A 21,504-nucleotide genomic window follows, 5' to 3' on the forward strand; every position below is an offset into this window, starting at 1 on the left:
CGACAGCAGCGGCGGGCGGCCCGAGGGTGCCGCCCGCCGCTTCGCTCACAGCGTGGGCAACTCGCCGATCAGGTCGAGGGAGGCCCGGGCGTACGCGGCCCGGCGCCGCAGGCTCACCAGGAAGCTCGGCGGTGCGAAATAGCCGACGTCACGAGGCAGCGAACCGGCGCGACGGGCGAGCGTGTCCTTGGCGTCGGCCGTCGTCCCGCACACGGCGATCTCGGCCAGCATCTCGTCGGTGACGGCGGCGGCCATCGCGTCGGTGTCCCCGGTGCGGAACGCCTTGCGGAGCTGCGCCACCGGGCCCTCCCAGCCGTGGTGGGCGACGAACGGGTCGTACGTCTTCACCGTCAGATAGAAGGCGATCATGCGCCGGGCGTCGGCCACGGCCCGCTCGGGAGCGGAGTCGTCGACCGCCGTGATGACCCAGCCGTGCTCCAGGGGCGGCTCGGTGCGGCCGGCCGCCGCGGTGCCGCGCTCGACGGACGGGCGTACGACGTCGTTCCACCAGGAGCGGGTGAACAGTCCGTGCCCGATGACACCGTCGGCGACCCGGCCCGCCGTGGCGGCCATCCGCGTGTTGAACGCGGCGAGCAGGACGGGGATGTCGAGCCGGCCGAGCACGGGAGCGCGGACGTCGGCGTCGATCGAGTGGAACTCGCCGTCGTAGTGGACCTTCTCGCCGTTCTCCGCGTGCAGCCAGGCGCGGACCGCGCCGACGGTCTCCGCGATTCGTTCCACCGGGCGGTCGGCGGGCACGTCCAGCCAGTCGCGGTTGATGCGGAACGCGGCGCTGCCCAGCCCCAGAAAGAGCCGCCCCGGCGCCTGGGCGTGGAGTTGGCGCAGCGCGGTGGCGTGGGCGTACGGGGTGCGGGCGAAGGCGTAGGCGATGGCGGGCCCCGCCAGGGCGCGCTCGGAGTTCGCGACGATCTCGGCGAGGGTGAGGTAGGCGTCATGGTCGACGAACTCGCCGGCGCAGAAGGCACCCGCACCGGCCTCCTCGGCCTCACGCGCCACCTCACGGCCCGGCCAGGGCATGCCGAACTGCATCACAGCCAGCCCTCCGTAGAAGCTCATAAAAAAGGATACTGTTTTAGGGAGGGTAGGGGAGTGTCAGCGCAGTGTCCACCGTCCCCGGGGCACCGCCGAGCGGTCCACCTCCGCCTTTCCGATCGGGTTCCCGATCTGGGTGTACGACAGCCCGGTGCGCAGGGCCTGGGTGCGGGTCGCGTCCAGGGACTCCCAGATCGCGCGGACCGTGCCCTGGATCGCGGCCGGCGGTTTGGCGGCGATGATGCGCGCGATCTCGTCCGCCCGGTCCCACAGTTGCTCGCCCGGCAGCACCTCGCTGACCAGGCCGATCTGGAGGGCGCGCGCGGCCGACAGGCGTTCGTCCAGGCCGAGCAGCGCGATCCGCAGGGTCTCGCCGAGCGGGATGCGGCGGGCCAGCCCGATCGGTTCGAGCGCCGCGGTGAGTCCGTAGCTGACGTGCGGGTCGAAGAAGGTCGCGTCCTGCGAACAGATCAGGATGTCGGCCTCGTTGAGCCAGTAGAACGCGCCCCCGGCCGCCATCCCGTGCACCGCGCAGACCAGGGGTTTCCACACCTGGTTCAGCTTCGGCGACAGGAACTCCCCGGGGTCGGTCTGCGACCAGACATTGGGCTGCCGGTCGATCCCCTCCTTCACGTCCATGCCGGTGCTGAAGGCGCGCTCGCCCGAGCCGCGCAGCACCATGACGTGCACGTCGTCGTCGGTCCTGACCCGGTCCCAGATCGCGGAGAAGTCGTCCAGCATCCGCTGGTTGAAGCTGTTCATGGCCTGCGGCCGGTTCAGCGTGATCGTGGCGACATGGTCGGTCACCTCGAACAGGACGGTCTTGAGATCCATCCGGCGACTCCGTTCGTCGACTCAGTTCGTCAGCTCGGTCTGTTCACCCGGTTCGTCATCTCGACGTGATCGAGGTAAGTAGTATACTTTTTTCTGGTCTTTGAGCGCCCGGAACGGAAACAAGATCCGCGGAGGAACCTGCGATGAGGCCACGAGTGGGACAGATGCTCGCCAGCACGGTGGACACCACGGCGGTGATCGTCGTCCGCTGCCCCGACAGCGAGGTGGACATCACCTGCGGCGGCGCCCCCATGATCGAGGGCACCGCGCCGGGTGCCGTCACCGGCACCCCCGACCCGGACCGGATGGGCGGTTCACTGCTCGGCAAGCGGTACGCCGACGAGGACCTCGGCCTCGAACTCCTCTGCACGAAACAGGGACCGGGCACCCTCGCGGTGAACGGCGTCCCCCTGCCGGTGAAGAGCGCCAAGCCGCTCCCGGCCTCGGACTGAGAGAGCGGGAGGTGCGCCGATGAACGTGTCGATGATCCTGGACATGGCCGCCGAGGGCTTCGGCGACCGGGTCGTGATCGGCCGCGCACAGGACGGGCTCACCCCCGTACGACTGCGCGAACTCGCCCTCGGTGGAGCCGAATCGGTCCACGAGGCCGGCGCCGACGCGATCGTGTACCTGGCCACGAACGGACCCGCCTTCGCCGTCGCCCAGTTCGCCGCGGCCCACGCCGGGGTCCCGCTGGTCCCGGTCAACTACCGCCTGGGCGAGGAGCAGTTGGCCGCGCTCCTCGCGAACCACCCGCACGCCCTGGCCATCGCCACCCCCGACCAGGACGCGGCACCGCGCCGGGCCGGACTCCAGGTCCGCAGCCCCGCCGAGTGGCTCACGGAAGCCGCCGCGCACACCGGCGCCACCGTCGAACCGGCACCGGCGCCCGACACCCCCGCCGTCCTGATCTACACCAGCGGAACCACCTCGGCCCCGAAAGGTGTGCTCCTGCGCCACCACAACCTGGTGTCGTATGTGCTCGGCACCGTGGAGTTCGCCGCGGCGGACCCCACCGAATCAGCGCTGATGAGCGTCCCGCCGTACCACATAGCCGCCGTCTCCAATGTGCTGACGAACCTCTACGCCGGCCGCCGCACCCTCACCCTCGACCAGTTCACCCCGGAGAGCTGGCTCGGCCTCGTCCGGGAGCAGCGGATCACGCACGCGATGGTCGTGCCGACCATGCTCGCCCGGATCATGGACACGGCAGGGCTGGACCGTTCCGTGCCCTCGATGCGCTCGCTCGCCTACGGCGGCGCCAGGATGCCGGTGCGCGTGATCGAGACGGCACTGCGCGCCTGGCCGGAGGTGGACTTCGTCAACGCCTATGGCCTGACCGAGACTTCGTCCACCGTCTCGGTACTGGGCCCGGCCGAGCACCGGGCGGCGATCGCGAGCGACGACCCGGCCGTACGGGCCCGGCTCGGCTCGGCCGGACTGCCGGTGCCGGGCATCGAGATCGCGGTCCGCGACGTGACCGGGGAGTCGCTGGGCGCGGGCGAGACCGGGCAGATCTGGGTGCGCGGCGAGCAGGTCTCGGGGGAGTACGCGGGTCAGGGCTCCGCCGTCGACGAGCAGGGCTTCTTCCACACCCGCGACCGCGGCCGCCTCGACGCCGACGGCTACCTCCACATCGAGGGCAGGGCCGACGACACGATCATCCGCGGCGCGGAGAACATCGCCCCCGCCGAGATAGAGGACGTTCTGCTACGGCACCCGGACGTGCTCGACGCCGTCGTCGTCGGTGTCCCCGACGAGGAGTGGGGCCAGCGCATCGAGGCCGTCGTCGTACCCCGCGACGGCGCCGAGGTCGACGCCGTCGCACTGCGCGCGGCCGTACGTGGCACCCTGCGCGGCTCGAAGACCCCGGACCGCATCACGTACTGGACCGAACTCCCGCGCACGGTGACTGGCAAACTCGTGCGCCGCGACATCGTGGCGGCGCTGACCGCACCCGAGCACGGGACGAAGGGGCAGTCATGAGCGTCGCCACCAACAGCCCCGCGCTGCTGCGGGAGTTGACCGACCGCACGGCAGTCGCCGTACGCGACTGGACGCCCGGCGCCACCGTCGACGTCGTCGAACCCCTCACCGGCGGCACGTCGAGCCTGACGTACGTCGCCGCCCTGTCGGGTGTCCCGACCGGGTATGAACGTGTCGTCCTCAAGGTGGCACCGCCCGGCCTGCCCCCGGTCCGCAACCGGGACGTGCTGCGCCAGGCGCGGCTCATGGCGGCGCTCGCCGGACAGCCGGGTGTACGGGTACCGAAGGTGCTGTTCGGCGACGCGGGCGCGCCCCCGGCCGTCCAGCCGTTCGTGGCCATGGAGTTGGTGCCGGGGGAGTGCGTCGAACCGGTGCTGCTGCCGCGCGGCACGCTCGCCCCGGGGGAGGTGCGGAGTCGTGCCCTGGACGCGGCGCGCATGCTGGCCGCCCTGCACCGGGTGACGCCGGCGCGTACGGCGCTCGCGGCCGAGCCCGTGGTGACGCTCACCGGGGAGATCGACCGGTGGACCCGGGCGTTCGGCACCGTCTCCGACGATCTGCGCACCGGCTACGAGGTGGTCGCCGAGCGGCTGCACGCGACCGTACCGGCCGCGATGACACCGGTGTTCACCCACGGCGACTACCGACTCGGCAACACCTTGTGCGCGGACGGCGCGGTCACGGCCATCATCGACTGGGAGATCTGGTCCCTCGGCGACCCCCGCGTCGACATGACCTGGCTGACCTTCTTCACCGACGAGGCGCGCCACCCGGCCTCCGTGTCGGACGAGCCGACCGGTATGCCCGCCAAGGCCGAACTGGTCGACGCCTACGAGGAGTTGCGCGGCGAGCCGCTGCGGGACCTGCCGTGGTTCGAGGCGCTCACCAAGTACAAGGAGTCCGCCGCGACCGCGCTGTTGATCAAACGGGGCCGTAGGTCAGGGCAGTTGAACGCCATGCATCAGCGGATGCTGCCCGCGCTGCCGGTGTTGCTGGACGAGGCGATGGAGCTGCTGGGCACGGCCTGAAGCTGGCGGATGCCCAGATCGAGGGCCGCCTCGAGGTGGGTGACCGAGCCGGTGGACATCATGATGAGAACGCCACCCTGGATACCGGCCAACAGGGCGGCAGCGGCTTGGTCGGCGTCGAGGTCGGCGGGGATCTCGCGCTGGTCCTGCATGGCCCGGATGCCGACGGCGATCTTGCCCTGCCACGAGGCGACGAGCTGCCTGGTGACGGCCTGCGCGCCGGGCGTGGCGGGGGTCAGCTGGGACATGAGCGCGTTGAGCGGGCACTGCTGGCCCTGCCGGCGATAGCGGTCGACGACCGCGTCCCGCCAGTCGTGCCAGGCCCGCCACGAGGTGAGTGCGCTGAGGTGCGGCTGCTGGTCGGACAGGACGCGGTCCGCCTCGTGCTCGGCCACGGCGAGCAGGAGCTCCTCCTTGCCGCCGGGGAAGTAGTGGAAGAGCTGGCTCTTGCTGCTTGCCGTACGGGCGCGGATGTCGTCCAGGGTCGTCTCCGGCACCCCGCGGGCGCGGAGCTCCGCCGCGGCTCCTTCGACGATGCGCTGCCGGGTGGCCGCGCCCTTCGGTGTCAGTCGTGGTGCCATGGCCTCACTGTGCCACTTTCTGGACTTGCGGGTCCATTTTCTGAGTGGCAGCTTTGCCGTTCCCAGCCGGTCGGATCACCTTCCGGCGGGTCGGATTCGGAAGGCACAGCATCATGACCGAGCGTCTTGCCGGGCGGAAAGCCCTGGTCACCGGCTCCACCAACGGGATCGGCGTCGCCATCGCGGTGGCCCTGGCCGCCGAGGGAGCGTTCGTCGTCGTCAGTGGACGCGACGAGCGCCGTGGTGCCGAGGTGGTGGCCCGTATCGAGAAGGACGGCGGCGCGGCGGCGTTCGTCAAGGCGGATCTGTCCGCGGGCGCCGAGGTGATCGACCGCTTCGCCACCGAGGTGATCACCGCGGCCGGCGGGCACATCGACGTGCTCGTCAACAACGCGGCACTCCTGCTCTCGCCCACTCCCACCGCCGAGGTCACGCAGGAGACCATCGACGCGGCGCTGGCCGTGAGCGTGCGGTCGATGTTCCTGATCACCGGCCTGCTGGCGGCGCCCATGGCCGAACGCGGTCAGGGCGCCGTGGTCAACCTGGGCTCCATCGCAGGGCTGCGGGGCAGCGCGCATTCGGCGCTCTACAACATGACCAAGGCGGCCGTGCACTCGCTCACCACGTCGTGGGCCGCCGAGTACGGGCCGCACGGCGTCCGCGTCAACACCGTTGCCCCCGGCCCGACTTTGACCGAGAAGGTGGCGTCGATGGAGGAGCGACTGGCCCCGATCATCGCGCGCATGCCCTCCGGCCGCGCCGGTACTCCGGCCGAGGTGGCCTCCGCCGTCGTGTTCCTCGCGAGTGACGAGGCGGCCCAGATCCACGGGGCCACCCTCACCGTCGACGGCGGATTCACGGCGGTGTAGAGCCGGGGCGGGTGGGACCGGTCAAGTGGCCTACAGGACATGGCCGGTTGCCGGTGGGGCAGGGGCTAGTACAGCCCACCGTCCACCCGGATCAGCGCCCCCGTCGTATAGCTCGACGCGTCGCTCGCCAGATACAGCGCGGTGCTGACGATCTCCTCCGGCTGCCCCGGACGTCCGATCGCGCTGCGGGTCGTCTGACGCTTCTCTTCGGCCCACGACTTGGAGACGTCGGTGAGGAACGGCCCGGCAGAGATCGTGTTGACCCGCACCGTCGGCCCGTACTCCAGGGCGAAGACCGTGGTCAGGGTGTTGAGCGCGGCCTTGGCGCCGGCGTACGGGCCGAAGCGGGGCTGGGGCATCAGCGCACCGGACGACGAGACGTTGATGATCGAGCCCCCGTTGCCCGAGTCGGCCATCCGCTGCCCGACCAACGAGGCGAGCCGGAACGGGCCTTTGAAGTTGACGCCGATCACCTTGTCGAACAACTCCTCGCTGGTCTCGGCCGAGGAGGGGGCCAAGGGCGACATGCCGGCGTTGTTGACGAGGACGTCGACCTTCCCGAACTCCTCGTAGGCCGCGTCGGCGAGCCGGGCCAGGTCGTCCCAGTGGCCCACGTGCGCGGCGACCGGCAGAGCGCGGCGACCCAGGTCACGAACCTCGTCCGCTACGGCCCGACACGCGTCGAGTTTGCGGCTGGCGATCACGACGTCGGCGCCCGCCGTCGCGAAGGCGCGCACCATCGCGAGGCCCAGGCCCCGGCTGCCGCCGGTGACGAGCGCGACCTTGCCGGTGAGGTCGAACAGGTCAGCCGGGGCAAGGGACTTGGTGTCGCGTTCGGCGCTCATCCGTCGACCCGGCCGGTGAGGCTTTCGTCCTCGATGACATGGGCGTACCGCTTGCGGGCCGCCTCCAGCTTCGGCGGTATGTGCTCGCTGGGGAACAGGCCCTCGGCCGGCCGGCGGTTCTTCAGGAGCTGCTTGGCGATCGTGGTGCGGTGCACCTCGGTGGGGCCGTCGGCGAGCGCGAGGTTCGGGGCCGCCATCCACCATTTGGCGAGCGGGAGTTCATTGGTGGTGCCGAGCGAGCCGTGCACATGCAGGGCGCGCTGGATGACGTCGTGCAGCACCTTCGCCGTCTGCACCTTGCACATCGCGATCTGGGTCCGGGCCGCGCCGTGCGGCTGGGTGTCGATGATCCACGCGGTGTGCAGTACCAGCAGCCGGAACTGCTGGAGCTCCACCCAGGAGTCCGCGATGAACTGCTGCACGGCCTGTTTCTCGGCGAGAAGAGTGCCCTGAGTACGCCGGGACACCGCGCGCTCGCACATCATGTCGAAGGCGCGCGTGCACTTGCCGACGGTCCGCATCGCGTGATGGACCCGGCCCCCGCCGAGCCGCGCCTGGGCGACCTTGAAGCCCTCGCCGGGACCGCCGAGCATGGCGTCGAGCGGGACCCGCACCTGGTCGTAGCGGATGTAGGCGTGGATGCCCTCGTCGAGGGAGTCGCGCTCGTCCATCGTGCCGACGTTGCGCTTGATCTCGATGCCGGGAGTCTCGGCCGGGACGATGAACATCGACATCCGGGCGTGCGGCGCGGCCTCGGGATCGGTGACGGCCATGACGATGAGGAAGGCCGCGTACCGGGCGTTGGAGGAGAACCACTTCTCCCCGTCGATCACCCACTCGTCCCCGTCACGCCGGGCCCGGCACACGAACTCCTTGGGATCGGCTCCCGCCTGCGGTTCCGTCATCGAGAAGGTGGAGACGATGTCGCCGTCGAGGAGGGGCTGCAGATAGCGCGCCTTCTGTTCCCCGGTGCCGAACATGGCGAGGATCTCGGCGTTTCCGGTGTCCGGGGCCGCGGTGCCGAAGACGGTCGGGGCCCAGTAGGAGCGGCCGAGGATCTCGTTGAGGTACGCGAGCTTCACCTGGCCGTAGCCCGCGCCGCCGAGTTCGGCGCCGAGATGGCAGGCCCACAGACCCTGGGCCCGGACCTGGTCCTGGAGCGGCTTGAGAATCGCGCGGGCCTTCTCGTTGCGCGTGTCGTACGGGTCGCCGCCGTGCGGGAACAGGAGGTCGAGCGGCTCGACCTCCTCCCGTACGAAGGCCGCCGCCCAGTCCAGTTTGGCCTGGAACTCGGGTTCGATCGAGAAGTCCAGCATCGGCCCTCCGAAAGGTGCGGGTCGGTCGGTGACAGCAAAACAGTATACTTTTTAGCGAGGTTCGGTCCATACTCGGAGTGCGTGACGGCAGATGAGTATGAGGAGTTGGTCGATGCGCAGGCCGATGGAGGGCGTACGCGTTCTCGAAGTAGCCCAGTTCACCTTCGTCCCGGCGGCGGGTGCCGTGCTCGCCGACTGGGGCGCGGATGTGATCAAGATCGAGCACGCCGAACGCGGCGACGGACAGAGGGGGTTGGTCCGGGTCCTCGGCTACGACGCCACCAGCGAGGGGTCGTCGTTCTTCCCGATCGTCGAGGGACCCAACCGGGGCAAACGCAGTGTCGGTCTCGCCCTGGAGAAGCCGTCGGCCCGCAAGGCGTTCGAGGAACTGGTCCGCGGCAGCGACGTGTTCCTCACCAACTTCCTGCCCGAGGCCCGCGCCAAGCTGCGCATCGACGTCGAGGACATCCGGGCGATCAACCCGGACATCATCTACGTACGCGGCAGCGGCTTCGGCCCGCGCGGCGACGAGGCCACGAAGGGCGGCTACGACAGCACGGCCTTCTGGGCACGCGGTGGCAGCGCCGCCGGCGTCACACCGGCGGGCGCGGACCGGATGATCCGGATGCCCGCCGGTGCCTACGGCGACTCGATGGGCGGGATGACGATCGCCGGCGGAATCGCCGCCGCCCTCTTCTCCCGCGCGACGACCGGCGAACCGTCCGTGGTGGACGTGTCGTTGATCGGCGTCGGCGCGTGGGCGACCCAGTTCACGGTCAACATGGCGCTGATGAACGGCGGCCCGCTGCCGGTGAATGTCCAGCCTCGGCACGGATCGCGCACCAACCCGCTCATCGGGGCCTACTTGACCTCGGACGGACGCTGGATCGAACTGTCGATGCTCCAACCCGGCCGGTACTGGGCCGAGTTCTGCAAACTCGCCGGGCGCGGAGAACTCGCCACCGACGAACGCTTCGACAGCACCGAGAAGTTGATGGCCAACGCGGCCCAGGCGGCCGACCTCGTCGCCGAGATCCTCGCGTCCCGCCCCTTCGAGGAGTGGGTCGAGATCCTCTCCCGAGGGGAGGGCCAGTGGTCGGCGGTCCAGAACGCCTGGGAGGTCGGCCAGGACCCCTCCCTGCGAGCCAACGGAATGATCGCCCAGGTCGTGGACGCCGACGGCGTGAACCGTGAACTCGTCGCCAGCCCCGTCCAGTTCGACGAGACCCCGGCCGACATCAGACGGGCACCGCAGTTCGCGGAACACACCGACGAGGTCCTGCGCTCGCTCGGCCTCTCCGACGAGGAGCTGATCGCGCTGAAGATCGACGGCGCGGCGACATGAGCGGCGTAGGAGAACCGACCGCCGTAGGCGATCTCGTGAGCGCACGAGATCTGACGGGCGCACGCGATCTGACCGCAGGGCGCACCCCGAACACCGCACGCGAGGAGCCGTGATGAGCGCGACACTCGAACCCGACGGGACCCACCAGGGTGTCCCCGCCTACCGCTTCGACAACCGGCTCGGCGGCCCGGTCCTCAGCCATCAGGAACGCTGGGACGAGATCGCCCGCACGCACTCCGGATTCCGGAGCACCATCGCGCGCGGGTACTGGGTCGTCACCCAAGGCGCGGCCGTGCAGGAGGCGTTGCAGGACTGGAGGACCTTCTCCAACCAGTCCGTGACCGCCCTCGATCCGGACCCCAGGTTCCTGTGGATCCCGGAAATGCTCGATCCGCCCCAACACACCGCGTGGCGGCGCCTGTTGGGCAGCGCCTTCTCGCCCAAGACCGTCGCCGCCCGCGAACCGGAGATCCGGGAGGTCGCGTCCGGACTGATCGACGGGCTGAAGGACAGCGGCTCCGCCGACGTCCTCGACACGTTCGCCCGCCGCTTCCCGACCCTGATCTTCATGCGTCTGATGGGGCTGCCCGAGGAGGATCTCCCGCAGTTCCTCGACTGGATCATCGACCTGCTGCACCTGTCCCACGGCGAAGACCCGCACGGCGAGCGGCAGTTGAGCGCGATGAACGCGGTGTCGGACTACTTCGAGCAGCAGATCGCGCTGCGCCGCGAGGCACCCCGTGACGACCTGCTCTCCCGCGCCATGACCTGGACGATCGACGACGAGCCGATCAGCGACCGGGACATGCACGCCTTCTGCATCCTGCTGTTCCAGGCCGGCTTCGACACGGTCCCGATCTCCATCGGCTGGGCCCTCTACCACTTCGCCACACACCCGGAACAACGCAGGGCGATCGTCGACGACCCGTCACTCATCCCGACGGCGGTCGAGGAGATCCTCCGCGTCTACTCGTTCGTCGTGCCCGCCCGCAAGGCGACCCGGGACGTGAAGATCGGCGGCTGCCCGGTCGGCGCGGGGGAGATGGTGATGCTCCCGCTCGCGGTCAGCAACCGCGACCCCGAGCGCTTCGAGCGCCCCCTCGAAGTGGACCTGCGGCGCAAGGCGACCAACCACATCGCGTTCGGCTCCGGCCCGCACCGCTGCCTCGGCTCGCACCTCGCCCGCCTCGAACTCAACGTGGCCGTCGAGGAATGGCACCGGCGCATCCCCGACTACGGGATCACCCCCGGCCAGGACCTCGAACAGCACGGCAACATGTACGGCATCAAACAGCTCCGGCTGGAGTGGTGAGCGACGCCATGACCTCACCTCTCCACCCAACAGACCTGTACCACACGGGAATCGTCGTCCCGGACATCGAGGCGGCGAAGGCCTGGCTCACCCGGATCGCGGGTCACCGCTGGACCGAGACCCAGGCCTACGACCTCACCGTGCGCCTGGCCGACGGCGAACGCGTGCTCCCACTGCGCTTCGCGTACTCGCTGGACGCCCCGCACCTGGAACTCGTGCAGGAGATCCCGGGCACGCCGTGGACCCCGTCCGGGAACCTGGCCACCCATCACCTCGGCTACTTCTGCGACGACTTGCCCACCACCTCCAAACGGCTGGAGGAGGCGGGCTTCCCGCTGGAGGCCTGCGCGATCGTCGACGGCTCCCCGTCGATCTTCGCCTACCACTTCGACCCGCACGGCGTGCGCATCGAGATCGTCGACCGCACCCGCATGCCTGACTTCGACGACTACCTCCGCTCCAAGGCCCCGACGTGGCACTGACGTTCACCGAGGAGCAGGAACAACTCCGCACGACGCTACGGCGCTTCCTCACCGACAAGGCGCCGAGCGCGGCCGTACGCCACGCGATGGACTCCGCCGAAGGCCACGATCCCCTGCTCTGGCGGCAGATGGCCGACCAACTCGGCCTGCACGGGCTCGCGTTGCCCGAGGAGTACGGCGGATCCGGCGGCGGGCCGGTCGAGTTGGGGATCGTACTGGAGGAGCTGGGACGGGTACTCCTGCCGTCGCCCTACTTCGCGACCGTCGCCCTCGCCGGCCAGGCCCTCGCGGCCTCCGGCGACGAGGCGGCGAGAGCGCGCTGGCTGCCCGCGATCGCCGACGGCTCGCTGACGGCCACGCTGGCGCTCGCCGAGACGGGCGGCTCATGGGAGTTGGCGGACATCGAGGCGTCGGCCGCGAACGGCACGGTGTCCGGCACCAAGATGTTCGTCGTCGACGGACACACCGCCGACCTGATCCTCGTAACAGCCCGTACCGGCACGGGACTCGGGCTCTTCGCCGTCGACGGTGACGCTCCCGGAGTGACCCGCACCCGGCTGGAGACCCTCGACCCGACCCGGCGGCTGGCCCGCGTCGACCTCGACGGCGCGCCCGCCCTGCGGGTCGGCCCGGACGGGGACGCCTCGGCGTATCTGCGTACCGTGCTCGACCTCGTGGCCGTGGCGCTCGCCGCCGAACAGGTCGGCGGAGCACAGGCCTGCCTGGACGCGGCCGTGGCGTACGCGAAGGTCCGCGTGCAATTCGGGCGCCCCATCGGCTCGTTCCAGGCGGTCAAGCACAAGTGCGCCGACCTGCTCGTGCGGATCGAGGGCGCCCGGTCGGCCGCCTACCACGCGACGGCCGTGGCCGCCGACGCCTCGCGCGAACTGCCGTTGTCCGCCGCACAGTTGATGCCCGCGGCGCAGGTGGCGTCCGCCGAACTGCCGGTGTCCGCCGCGCTGGCCGCGGCCTGCTGCGCGGACGCCTTCACCCACGCGGCCAAGGAGAACATCCAGATCCACGGCGGCATCGGCTACACGTGGGAGCACGACGCGCATCTGTATCTGAAGCGCGCGAAGTCGTCGGAGCAGTTGTTCGGGGGCCCGGCGACGCACCGGACCCGGTTGGCCGACCTGGTCGGAATCTGAGACCGCCGTCCTGTCGAAAGGCTGATCACGTGGGAATTCGCGACCGCCTGTCCCGCCTGCTGGCCGAAGCGCCGGCTGCTGCCGAGGCGATCGAGTACGACCGGAACTGGTGGACCTGGGGGCAGGTCCAGCGGACCGCGCGGGAACTGGGCGAGGCACTCGACGCGCTGGGCCTGCCCGTCGGCGCCCGCGTCGGCGTCGTCCTGGAGAACCGGCCCGAACACGTCGCCGTGGTCGCCGCCGTGATCGCCTCCGGGCGCTGTCTGGTCATGCTCAGCCCGCTCCAGCCCGCCGCCCGGCTCGCCGCCGACATTGCCCGCTGCACCCCGCCCGTCGTCGTGTCCGGAGCCGAAGTCCTCGCCCGCGAAGGCGTGTTGGACGCCGTGACCGCACACGGCACGGCCCTTGAACTGGACACCGACGGGTCGCTACGACCCACGGGCGGCACGGCACCCACCGAGGCACCGACCCGCCCGGGCATCGCCGTGGAGATGCTCACCTCCGGCACCACCGGCCCCCCGAAACGCGTCCACCTGCGCATCGGCCAACTCGACCAGGCCCTCGTCTCCGGCGGCCAGACCCGGAAGGACGACCGGCTCCTGTCGGAATCGGCGTCCCTCGTGGCCACCCCGCTCGTCCATATCGGCGGCCTGTGGCGGGCGTTGGCCTGCCTGGCCACCGGACGCCGCATGCTCCTCATGCCGAGATTCGCCGTCGACCCCTGGGTGAGCGCGGTCGAACGCCACCGACTCCGCGCGGCGAGCCTCGTCCCGGCCGCGATCCGCGCCGTACTCGACGCGCGTGTCCCGAAGGAACGCCTCGCCACCCTCCAGGTGGTCACCTCCGGCACGGCACCCTGCCCGCCGGAACTCGCGGACGCCTTCTACCGCACGTACGGCATCCCCGTCCTGATGACCTACGGTGCGACGGAGTTCGCCGGAGCCGTCGCCGGCTGGACCCTCGCACTGCACGACCACTGGTGGCAGCGGAAGGCGGGCAGCGCCGGACGGGCCTTCGCGGGCGTGGAGTTGAGGGTGACCGGTGAGGACGGCGGCGAACTGCCGGTCGGCCGGACCGGTCGGCTCGAAGTGCGGACCGAACAGAGCACGCACGGCGGCCGGACCTGGGTGAAGACCAGTGATCTGGCGCGGATCGACGCCGACCGGTTCGTGTGGATCGAGGGCCGTGCCGACGACGCCATCATCCGCGGCGGCTTCAAGGTGCAGCCGGAGACGGTCAAACGCGTCCTGGAGACCCACCCGGCCGTACGCGAGGCCGCCGTCGCCGGACTGCCGGACCCACGGCTGGGTGAAGTACCGGTCGCGGCCGTCGAGTTGGAGCCGGGGCAGCCCGCCGCACCGGACGCGGCCGAACTCGTCGCCCTGTGTCGCACCCACCTCACCCCCTACGAGGTGCCGGCCCACATCGTCGTCCTCGACGAACTGCCCCGCACCCCGTCGAGCAAGGTGAGCCGCGTCGAACTGCTCGACCTCGTACGGGACCGGCTCGCCGAGCACACCAAAGCGTAAGCACCCGAAGGAGCAACCGCGGTGTCCAGCAAGGAGGTTGAGCGGTGACTGATACCGAGGAGAAGGCGGCCGAGCGGTTCGGCGTGCTGACGGACGAGGCGGTCGAACGCTCCCGGCGCCGCCTGGGCGTGCCCCAGCCGCAGCGCAACCCCCCGCACAACTACGAGGTCACCTGGGACGGTTCACGCCACTTCGCCTACGGCTACGGCGACGCCAACCCGCTCTACTGCGACCCCGAGTACGCGGCGAAGACCCGCTGGGGCGCGCTCGTCGCACCGCCGACCTTCCTCTACACGATGGGCGAGGACGCGGCCCCGACACCGGACCCGGAGACCAAGGCCCTGCTCAAGGGCGACCCCTTCGCGGGGCTCGGCTCCTACCAGGCGGTGATGGAGTTCGAGTGGTGGCGGCCCCTTCGACTGGCCGACCGCTGCCGGGTGTTGCAGACCCAGGTCGGTGTCCAGCTCAAGCGGAGCAGCTTCGGCGGACGTACCGCACACGTCGTCCGCGACTACCTCTACGCCAACGGGCACGGCGAGATGCACGCCCTGCGGCGCGGCACCTGGATCAACGCCGAACGGCACACGTCGAAGAAGCGGGCCAAGGAAGCGCTCGAACAACAGCCGTACCCGCCCGAGCAGTTGGCGGAGATCGACGCCGCGTACGCCGCCGAGACCAGACGCGGCGCCGAACCCCGCCACTGGGAGGACGTCGAGATCGGCGAGGAACTGCAACCCCGTGTGAAGGGCCCGCTGACCACCACGGACGTCGTCGTCTGGCACCTCGGCTGGGGCATGCAGCTCACCCCGCCCGGCGCCTTCGGCATCGCGGCGGCCGTACGACGCAAGGCCCCCGGCCTCTATCCGCCTAACCGGCTGGGCGTCCCGGACACCGTGCAACGCCTGCACTGGGAGCCCGAACGGGCCCGGGAACTCGGTCTGCCGGGCTCCTACGACTACGGCGGTATGCGCGAGACCTGGCTCTGCCATCTCCTCACCGACTGGATCGGCGACGACGGATGGCTGTGGAAACTCCGCTGCGAGCACCGCAAGTTCAACTACCTCGGCGACACCACGTGGGTACGCGGCACGGTCGTCGACAAGCAGCAGGTGGACGGCCGGAACGAGGTGCACATCGAGGTGCGCTGCGAGAACCAGCGCGGCGAAGTCACCACCCCCGGCAGGGCGGTTGTGCTCCTGCCGACCAGGGAGCGGGCCGTCGAACTTCCCTCGCCGCCCGCCCCGGACCTGGACGGCATGGTCGCCCACGAACTGGAGCGGTTCGCGGTCAAGTGATCGGTAATCGAGAACGAGCATCAGGAGGCAGGATGTCGGACGAGGTGCTGGTGGAGCGCCGTGGCGCGGTCCAGGTCATCACGATCAACCGTCCCGCGAAGAAGAACGCGCTCGACGCGGGCGTGGCCGCCGGAGTGGCCGCCGCGGTCGACGAGTTGGACGAGTCGGACGAGCTGCGGGTCGGTGTGCTCACCGGGGCGGGCGGCACGTTCTCGGCGGGCATGGACCTCAAGGCCTGGCTGCGCGGCGAGAGTCCCGCGATCGAGGGCCGGGGGCTGTGCGGGATCACCATCACCCCGCCGCGCAAACCGCTGATCGCCGCCGTCGAGGGCTGGGCGCTGGCCGGCGGCTTCGAGCTGCTGCTCGCCTGCGATCTCGTCGTGGCCTCCCGCACGGCACGGGTCGGGGTACCGGAGGTGACACGCTCCCTGGTCGCCCGGGCGGGTGCGGCACTGCGCCTGCCGCAGCGGATCCCGTACGCCATCGCGCTGGAACTGCTGCTGACCGGCGAGCCCATCACCGCCGTACGCGCGGCCGAGGTCGGACTGGTCAACCGGCTCACCGACGAGGGCGACGCGCTCGCCGGCGCGCTGGAACTCGCCACGACCATCGCGGCGAACGGCCCCCTCGCCGTCGCCGCGACCAAGCAGATCGCGCAGTCCGCCGCCGAGCGGACGCTGGAGGAGGGCTGGATCCGGCAGGCCGAGATCGCGTCGCCGGTGTTCTCGTCCGAGGACGCACGGGAGGGCGCCGCCGCCTTCGCAGAGAAGCGGCCACCGGTCTGGAAGGGACGCTGACCGCGTCGTAGCACCGCCAGGATCCTCAAGTCAGACCGACAGGGAGGGTGTTGTGACCACAGGACCGCTGTCCGGCTGCCGCGTCGTCGAGTTGGGCGGCATCGGACCGGGCCCGTTCGCCGGCATGCTGCTCGCCGACCTCGGCGCGGAGGTCGTCCGAGTGGACCGACCCGAGCGGGCGGCCGAGCCCGACGCGGGCGGCCCCGGGGACGTACTCAACCGAGGGAAGCGGTCGGTCGCACTCGACCTGAAACACCCGGCCGGACCCGCCGCCCTCCTCCAACTCGCCGCGCGCGCCGACGTGTTGATCGAGGGCTTCCGCCCGGGCGTCACCGAACGCCTGGGCATCGGACCGCACGAGTGCCTCGCCCGCAACCCCCGGCTCGTCTACGGCCGGATGACCGGCTGGGGCCAGACCGGCCCCCTCGCCGCGGCCGCCGGACACGACCTCACCTACATCGCCCTCACCGGCGCACTCGGCGCGATCGGAGACGCGGCAGGCCCGCCGCAGATACCGCTGAACCTCGTCGGCGACTTCGGAGGCGGCGGCTGCTACCTCGTGATCGGCGTGCTGGCCGCCCTGCATGCCGTCGGGCGTAAGGGAGTTGGCCAGGTCGTCGATGCCGCGATCGTCGACGGGACGGCCCACCTCCTCGCGAGTACCTTCGGGAAACTCGGGCGCGGGGTGTGGACCGACGAGCGCGGTGTCAATCAACTCGACGGCGGCTGGCCCTTCTATGCCGTCTACGAGACCAAGGACCGTCGGCATGTGGCGGTCGGCGCGCTGGAGTCGAAGTTCTACCGCCGACTGGTCGAACTGCTCAAGCTCGACGTCGACCCGGAGCTGCAGCACGACCGCTCGACCTGGCCGGAGCTGCGTCGCCGCCTGGCGGAACGCTTCGCGGAGCGCACGCGTGACGAATGGGCGGCCGTCCTCGAAGGAACCGACGCCTGCGTCGCACCCGTCCTCGGCCTCACCGAGGCCGCAGCACATCCCCAACTCGCCGCGCGCGGAAGCCTGTTCACGCGCGACGGTGTCGTACAGCCCGCCGCGGCACCCCGTTTCTCGGCGACGCCGTCGAGTCCGGGACCGGCGGCACCACCCGTGGGTGCCGACACCCGCGCCGTGCTCCGGGACTGGGAGATCACCGACGCCGACGCACTCGTCGACAGCGGCGCCGCCGTCCAGTTCCCCCACTGATTCCCCCTGATTCCCCAGCGACCGAGAGGACCCTTCCATGCCCGAGGCCGTCATCGTCGACGCCGTCCGCACGCCCATCGGCAAGCGCAACGGCTCCCTGGCCGCCGTCCACGCGGCCGATCTGTCGGCACATGTGCTCACCGCGCTGGTGGAACGCACCGGCGTGGACCCCGGCACCATCGACGACGTGATGTGGGGCTGCGTGACCCAGGTCGGCGACCAGTCGAGCAACATCGCGCGCTTCGCCGCCCTCGCGGCGGGCTGGCCCGAGCATGTGCCCGGGGTGACGATCAACCGGGCCTGCGGCTCCAGCCAACAGGCCGTCGACTCCGCCGCGCACGCCGTCATGGCCGGGCAGTACGACCTGGTCGTGGCCGGCGGCGTGGAGACCATGACCAGGGTCCCGCTCGGCTCGCACCGGACCACCGGTCAGCCGTACGGACCCGCCGTCCTGGCCCGCTACGACGGTTTCCAGTTCAGCCAGGGCGTCGGTGCCGAGCTGATATCCGAGCGGTGGGGCCTCAGTCGCACCCGGCTCGACGAGTTCGCGTCCGAGTCGCACGCCAAGGCCGCGGCGGCGATCGACTCGGGCATCTTCGACGACCACATCGTGCCCATCGAGGTCGAGGGCACCAAGTTCACCGTCGACGAGGGCCTGCGGCGCGGGACTTCGGTCGAGACCCTCGCCAAACTGAAGCCGTCGTTCAAGGAGGACGGCGTGATCCACGCCGGGAACGCCTCTCAGATCTCCGACGGCGCCGCCGCGCTCCTCATCACAACTCCCGAACGGGCAAGGGAGTTGGGCCTCAAGCCGATCGCCCGCTACCACTCGGGCGCGGTCAGCGGCGCGGACCCGATCATGATGCTGACCGGCCCGATCCCGGCGACCGAGAAGGTGCTCCGCCGGTCCGGTCTCTCCATCGAGGACATCGGCGCCTTCGAGGTCAACGAGGCGTTCGCACCGGTGCCGTTGGCGTGGCTGGCCGAGACCGGCGCCGACCCCGAGCGGCTCAACCCGCTCGGCGGAGCGATCGCGGTCGGCCATCCGCTCGGTGGCTCCGGCGCCATCCTGATGACCCGCCTGCTCGCCCGGATGCGCCAACGCAACCTGCGCTACGGCCTCCAGACGATGTGCGAAGGGGGCGGCACGGCCAACGCCACGATCATCGAACTGCTGCCGTGACGGCTCACCAGGCGACCGGCAACTCGTAGATGCCGTAGGCCTGGGAGTCCTCCTTGAACTTCAACTCCGAGACGTCGACGGCGAGTCGGAGGGTCGGGATGCGGCGGAACAACGTGCTGAAGACGACGTGGAGTTCGATGCGGGCGAGCTGCTGGCCCACGCACTGGTGCGGGCCCCAGCCGAACGCGTGGTGGTGGGCCGCGCTGCGCGTGAGGTCGAGCTTCTCGGGGTCGGGGAACGCCTGCGGGTCCCAGTTGGCGGCCGGCAGCGACGCGATGACGCCCTCGCCCGCGCGGATGATCTCGCCGTCGATCTCGATGTCCTCCAACACGGCCCGGCGTGCCAGGAGATGCGGGATGGTGAGGTAGCGCAGCAGCTCCTCGACCGTGCTCGTCACGTACTTCGCATCGTCCGAGTGCTCGCGCAGGCCCGCGAGTTGGTCCGGGTTCTCCAGCAGCAGCGCGGTCCCCAGCGTGATCATGTTGGCGCTGGTGTCGTGCCCGGCGACGAGCAGGATGTGCCCCAGCGGCGCGGCCTCCTCCATGGACAGCTCGCCCGCCTTGATGCGCGCGCCGAGGTCGGAGAGGACGTCCTCGCCGGGGTTGTCCATCTTGCCCTCGATGAGTCCGGCGATGTAACGGCGCACGGTCGCCGTGCTCTCCGCCGCCTTCTCCGGCGTCTTGAAGCGCGCGTTGGTCACCCCCGCGTGCTCCTGGAAGAAGTCGTGGTCCTCGTACGGCACCCCGAGGAGCGCGCAGATCATCAGCGACGGCAGCGGGAGCGACAGCGCCTCGTTCAGCTTGGTCGGGTTGGGACCCGCGAGCATCTTGTCGATGAGGTCGTCGGTGATCCGCTGGATCTCCGGGCGGATCTTCTCCATCCGGTGCCGGGTGAACGAACTCGTGAGCATCCGCCGCCACCGCGTGTGCTCGACCCCGTCGGTGTTGTTGATCGACGGCTGGATATGGTCCGCGTGCGCCTTCATCGCCTCGGTCGTGTGCGGATATCCGGGCGCCCCGATATTCGCGCTGAGCCGGGGATCGGTCAGCAACTGCCGCTGGGCCGCGTGCGTCGTGACGACCCACGGGGTCGTACCGTCCCAGGTCTTCGCCCGCACCAGGGCCTTGTCCGAGTCGTGCAGCTTCAGCAGCCCCGGCGGCGGCGCGAACGGGCACTGGCCCGATCGGGGCGACGGGTACTCGGGCAGTTCCTCGGAGACGTCGGTTCCGGCCACGCTCTCGGTCATGGTTCTGTCGTCCTCTCGTCGGCCCCACACCTGACGGAACCATACGTCGACCGATCGGTACAATCAATCTCCCGGAAACCTCCAGGAGGCCGGTGAAGAAATGTGTGACACATGTATTGACCGGGTGGTCTATTTGCCGACCGGCTGAGTCAGCGAGGCTCCCGCGGCATCCCGAGCCCCCGCTCGGCCACCTGCGTCCGCAGCACCTCGTTCGCCCCGCCCGCGATCGTGTACGCCCGCGAGTACAGATGCGCGTCCTGCCACCAGCCGTCCGCTACGGCGTCCTCGTCGCCCTCGATCAGCAGCCCGTCCGTGCCCTGGAGGCCCACGCCGAAGTCGACCAGGTCGTGATTCAGCTCGCTGAAGAAGATCTTGCCGAGGAGGGCATCGGCGGGCTGCTCCGTGTCGTGCAGCATGCGTGACTGCGCGAGACCGATCAGCGCGGCGTTCACCTGCACCCGCGCGGCCAACTCGCCGATCGCCTGCCGGGTCGCGGAGTCGTCGAGCGCGGGCCCGCCGTTGACGGACGTGTGCGCGGCGAGACGTACCAAGTCGTCGAGTACGGCGACCAGTTCGACCCCGCGCGCGGCCACACCGGAACGTTCGTGGCCGAGGCTGCTCATCGCCACCCGCCAGCCGTCATTGACCCGGCCGATCACGTTCGCGGCCGGAATGCGGACGCCGTCCAGGAACACCTCGTTGAAGTCGGTGGTCCCGGTGATCTCCCGCAGTGGGCGGATGTCGACACCCGGGCTGCGCAGATCGAGGGCGAAGGCCGTGATGCCCTTGTGCTTCGGGGCCTCGCGGTCGGTGCGTGCGAGCAGGTACCCCATGTCGGCGTGCTGGCCGTTGGTCGTCCACACCTTCTGGCCGTCCACGACGAACACCGCGTCGTCGCCCTCGCCCTCAGGAACCGCCCGGGTCCGCAGGGCCGCCAGGTCGCTGCCCGCCTCGGGCTCGCTGAACAGCTGGCACCACACGTCCTCGCACGAGCGGATGCGGGGCAGGAAACGCGCCCGCTGTGCGTCGGTGCCGAACTCCAGCAGCGCGGCCGAGGCCAGCGAGGCCGCGCCGATCGGCTGCCAGGTCCGGGCGCGGGCGATCTCTTCGGCCACGACGGACGGTTCCAGCGGATGCGCGTCGGGGCGGCCGCCGTACTCGGCCGGCCAGTCGATCCCGAGGAAGCCCGCCTCGTACAGCTTGGCGGTCCACTCCCGGATCGCCGGCATCGACTCCGGCTCCGGTGCGCGCACCCCCGCACGGTTCTTGATGCCCGGGGCGTGCTCCGCGACGAAGGCGCGCACCTTCCTCCGGAACGCCTCGAGCTCGGGCGTGGACTCCAGTCGCATCGCTGTCGGCTCCCTGTTCTCGTACCGCGGCCCAGAAATGAGGTCACTGTAACCGGGCCGATCACCCGGTTGCCAGTGCCTGCGACCCTAAAAAGTGACCTCAAC

At 70.5% G+C, this 21,504-nt stretch carries 20 protein-coding genes; 13 read left to right on the forward strand and 7 right to left on the reverse strand.

The annotated features are described in order from the left end of the window. Window positions 1–45 precede the first annotated feature (45 nt). A complete protein-coding gene (locus tag JHN63_RS03430; RefSeq protein WP_234476073.1) occupies window positions 46–1,077 on the reverse strand; it encodes an LLM class flavin-dependent oxidoreductase in 1,032 nt (343 codons plus the stop codon). A gap of 36 nt (window positions 1,078–1,113) precedes the next feature. Further along, a complete protein-coding gene (locus JHN63_RS03435) occupies window positions 1,114–1,887 on the reverse strand; it encodes an enoyl-CoA hydratase/isomerase family protein (RefSeq protein ID WP_200677155.1) in 774 nt (257 codons plus the stop codon). A gap of 143 nt (window positions 1,888–2,030) precedes the next feature. Here JHN63_RS03435 and JHN63_RS03440 point away from each other — a divergent pair, with 143 nt between their 5' ends. The 3 genes from JHN63_RS03440 to JHN63_RS03450 are packed head-to-tail and all read left to right on the forward strand — an operon-like array spanning window position 2,031 to window position 4,901. Beyond that, complete coding sequence (locus tag JHN63_RS03440; protein ID WP_234476074.1) at window positions 2,031–2,339, forward strand: hypothetical protein; 309 nt, start codon at window positions 2,031–2,033, stop codon at window positions 2,337–2,339. Window positions 2,340–2,358: 19 nt separating this feature from the next. Beyond that, window positions 2,359–3,873 carry a class I adenylate-forming enzyme family protein gene (locus JHN63_RS03445; protein WP_200677156.1) on the forward strand — a complete coding sequence of 505 codons (1,515 nt, stop codon included), beginning with the start codon at window positions 2,359–2,361 and terminating at the stop codon, window positions 3,871–3,873. Then, a complete protein-coding gene (locus JHN63_RS03450; protein WP_200677157.1) occupies window positions 3,870–4,901 on the forward strand; it encodes a phosphotransferase family protein in 1,032 nt (343 codons plus the stop codon). The genes JHN63_RS03445 and JHN63_RS03450 overlap by 4 nt, the downstream gene beginning before the upstream one ends. Here the strand turns inward: JHN63_RS03450 and JHN63_RS03455 are convergent. Further along, window positions 4,835–5,482, reverse strand: a complete 648-nt coding sequence (locus tag JHN63_RS03455) for a TetR/AcrR family transcriptional regulator (protein WP_200677158.1) — start codon at window positions 5,480–5,482, stop codon at window positions 4,835–4,837. The genes JHN63_RS03450 and JHN63_RS03455 overlap by 67 nt on opposite strands. Before the next feature lie 113 nt (window positions 5,483–5,595). Between JHN63_RS03455 and JHN63_RS03460 the strand changes: the two genes are divergently transcribed. Continuing rightward, window positions 5,596–6,351, forward strand: a complete 756-nt coding sequence (locus JHN63_RS03460; protein WP_200677159.1) for an SDR family NAD(P)-dependent oxidoreductase — start codon at window positions 5,596–5,598, stop codon at window positions 6,349–6,351. 65 nt (window positions 6,352–6,416) lie between these two features. On the opposite strand, the gene JHN63_RS03465 is transcribed toward JHN63_RS03460, so the two are convergent. Then, entirely contained in the window at window positions 6,417–7,196 is a 780-nt protein-coding gene (locus tag JHN63_RS03465) for an SDR family NAD(P)-dependent oxidoreductase (protein WP_200677160.1), read from the reverse strand. Further along, complete coding sequence (locus JHN63_RS03470; RefSeq protein ID WP_200677161.1) at window positions 7,193–8,512, reverse strand: acyl-CoA dehydrogenase family protein; 1,320 nt, start codon at window positions 8,510–8,512, stop codon at window positions 7,193–7,195. The genes JHN63_RS03465 and JHN63_RS03470 overlap by 4 nt, the downstream gene beginning before the upstream one ends. Before the next feature lie 112 nt (window positions 8,513–8,624). Here JHN63_RS03470 and JHN63_RS03475 point away from each other — a divergent pair, with 112 nt between their 5' ends. The 9 genes from JHN63_RS03475 (at window position 8,625) to JHN63_RS03515 (ending at window position 18,804) form a co-directional block, all read left to right on the forward strand. Beyond that, on the forward strand, window positions 8,625–9,857 hold the full coding sequence (locus tag JHN63_RS03475) for a CaiB/BaiF CoA-transferase family protein (protein WP_200677162.1): 1,233 nt from the start codon (window positions 8,625–8,627) through the stop codon (window positions 9,855–9,857). Window positions 9,858–9,969: 112 nt separating this feature from the next. Beyond that, complete coding sequence (locus tag JHN63_RS03480; RefSeq protein WP_200677163.1) at window positions 9,970–11,169, forward strand: cytochrome P450; 1,200 nt, start codon at window positions 9,970–9,972, stop codon at window positions 11,167–11,169. An 8-nt stretch (window positions 11,170–11,177) separates the two neighbouring features. Beyond that, a complete protein-coding gene (locus JHN63_RS03485; RefSeq protein WP_234476075.1) occupies window positions 11,178–11,651 on the forward strand; it encodes a VOC family protein in 474 nt (157 codons plus the stop codon). Continuing rightward, a complete protein-coding gene (locus tag JHN63_RS03490; RefSeq protein ID WP_200677165.1) occupies window positions 11,642–12,799 on the forward strand; it encodes an acyl-CoA dehydrogenase family protein in 1,158 nt (385 codons plus the stop codon). The genes JHN63_RS03485 and JHN63_RS03490 overlap by 10 nt, the downstream gene beginning before the upstream one ends. A gap of 29 nt (window positions 12,800–12,828) precedes the next feature. Then, window positions 12,829–14,328, forward strand: a complete 1,500-nt coding sequence (locus JHN63_RS03495; protein ID WP_200677166.1) for a class I adenylate-forming enzyme family protein — start codon at window positions 12,829–12,831, stop codon at window positions 14,326–14,328. Between the two features lie 44 nt (window positions 14,329–14,372). Next, window positions 14,373–15,623 (forward strand): MaoC family dehydratase N-terminal domain-containing protein, encoded by a 1,251-nt coding sequence (locus JHN63_RS03500; RefSeq protein WP_200677167.1) that lies wholly within the window; start codon window positions 14,373–14,375, stop codon window positions 15,621–15,623. Window positions 15,624–15,655: 32 nt separating this feature from the next. Beyond that, window positions 15,656–16,420, forward strand: coding sequence for a crotonase/enoyl-CoA hydratase family protein (locus JHN63_RS03505; RefSeq protein WP_200677168.1), 765 nt, complete (start codon window positions 15,656–15,658; stop codon window positions 16,418–16,420). A gap of 52 nt (window positions 16,421–16,472) precedes the next feature. Further along, window positions 16,473–17,621 (forward strand): CaiB/BaiF CoA-transferase family protein, encoded by a 1,149-nt coding sequence (locus tag JHN63_RS03510; protein WP_200677169.1) that lies wholly within the window; start codon window positions 16,473–16,475, stop codon window positions 17,619–17,621. 37 nt (window positions 17,622–17,658) lie between these two features. Further along, entirely contained in the window at window positions 17,659–18,804 is a 1,146-nt protein-coding gene (locus tag JHN63_RS03515) for a thiolase family protein (protein WP_200677170.1), read from the forward strand. Between the two features lie 4 nt (window positions 18,805–18,808). Here the strand turns inward: JHN63_RS03515 and JHN63_RS03520 are convergent, their stop codons facing one another. Beyond that, entirely contained in the window at window positions 18,809–20,050 is a 1,242-nt protein-coding gene (locus JHN63_RS03520; RefSeq protein WP_200677171.1) for a cytochrome P450, read from the reverse strand. A gap of 149 nt (window positions 20,051–20,199) precedes the next feature. Continuing rightward, window positions 20,200–21,399, reverse strand: a complete 1,200-nt coding sequence (locus JHN63_RS03525; RefSeq protein WP_200677172.1) for an acyl-CoA dehydrogenase family protein — start codon at window positions 21,397–21,399, stop codon at window positions 20,200–20,202. Window positions 21,400–21,504 lie beyond the last annotated feature (105 nt).

Source organism: Streptomyces sp. MBT65 (assembly GCF_016612545.1).
Classification (GTDB): Bacteria; Actinomycetota; Actinomycetes; order Streptomycetales; family Streptomycetaceae; genus Streptomyces.

Excerpts from the sequence above, each read along its gene's own strand:
- JHN63_RS03430 (WP_234476073.1), bottom strand. The coding sequence starts at position 1,077 with ATGAGCTTCTACGGAGGGCTGGCTGTGATGCAGTTCGGCATGCCCTGG.
- JHN63_RS03435 (WP_200677155.1), bottom strand. The coding sequence starts at position 1,887 with ATGGATCTCAAGACCGTCCTGTTCGAGGTGACCGACCATGTCGCCACG.
- JHN63_RS03440 (WP_234476074.1), top strand. The coding sequence starts at position 2,031 with ATGAGGCCACGAGTGGGACAGATGCTCGCCAGCACGGTGGACACCACG.
- JHN63_RS03445 (WP_200677156.1), top strand. The coding sequence starts at position 2,359 with ATGAACGTGTCGATGATCCTGGACATGGCCGCCGAGGGCTTCGGCGAC.
- JHN63_RS03450 (WP_200677157.1), top strand. The coding sequence starts at position 3,870 with ATGAGCGTCGCCACCAACAGCCCCGCGCTGCTGCGGGAGTTGACCGAC.
- JHN63_RS03455 (WP_200677158.1), bottom strand. The coding sequence starts at position 5,482 with ATGGCACCACGACTGACACCGAAGGGCGCGGCCACCCGGCAGCGCATC.
- JHN63_RS03460 (WP_200677159.1), top strand. The coding sequence starts at position 5,596 with ATGACCGAGCGTCTTGCCGGGCGGAAAGCCCTGGTCACCGGCTCCACC.
- JHN63_RS03465 (WP_200677160.1), bottom strand. The coding sequence starts at position 7,196 with ATGAGCGCCGAACGCGACACCAAGTCCCTTGCCCCGGCTGACCTGTTC.
- JHN63_RS03470 (WP_200677161.1), bottom strand. The coding sequence starts at position 8,512 with ATGCTGGACTTCTCGATCGAACCCGAGTTCCAGGCCAAACTGGACTGG.
- JHN63_RS03475 (WP_200677162.1), top strand. The coding sequence starts at position 8,625 with ATGCGCAGGCCGATGGAGGGCGTACGCGTTCTCGAAGTAGCCCAGTTC.
- JHN63_RS03480 (WP_200677163.1), top strand. The coding sequence starts at position 9,970 with ATGAGCGCGACACTCGAACCCGACGGGACCCACCAGGGTGTCCCCGCC.
- JHN63_RS03485 (WP_234476075.1), top strand. The coding sequence starts at position 11,178 with ATGACCTCACCTCTCCACCCAACAGACCTGTACCACACGGGAATCGTC.
- JHN63_RS03505 (WP_200677168.1), top strand. The coding sequence starts at position 15,656 with ATGTCGGACGAGGTGCTGGTGGAGCGCCGTGGCGCGGTCCAGGTCATC.
- JHN63_RS03515 (WP_200677170.1), top strand. The coding sequence starts at position 17,659 with ATGCCCGAGGCCGTCATCGTCGACGCCGTCCGCACGCCCATCGGCAAG.
- JHN63_RS03520 (WP_200677171.1), bottom strand. The coding sequence starts at position 20,050 with ATGACCGAGAGCGTGGCCGGAACCGACGTCTCCGAGGAACTGCCCGAG.
- JHN63_RS03525 (WP_200677172.1), bottom strand. The coding sequence starts at position 21,399 with ATGCGACTGGAGTCCACGCCCGAGCTCGAGGCGTTCCGGAGGAAGGTG.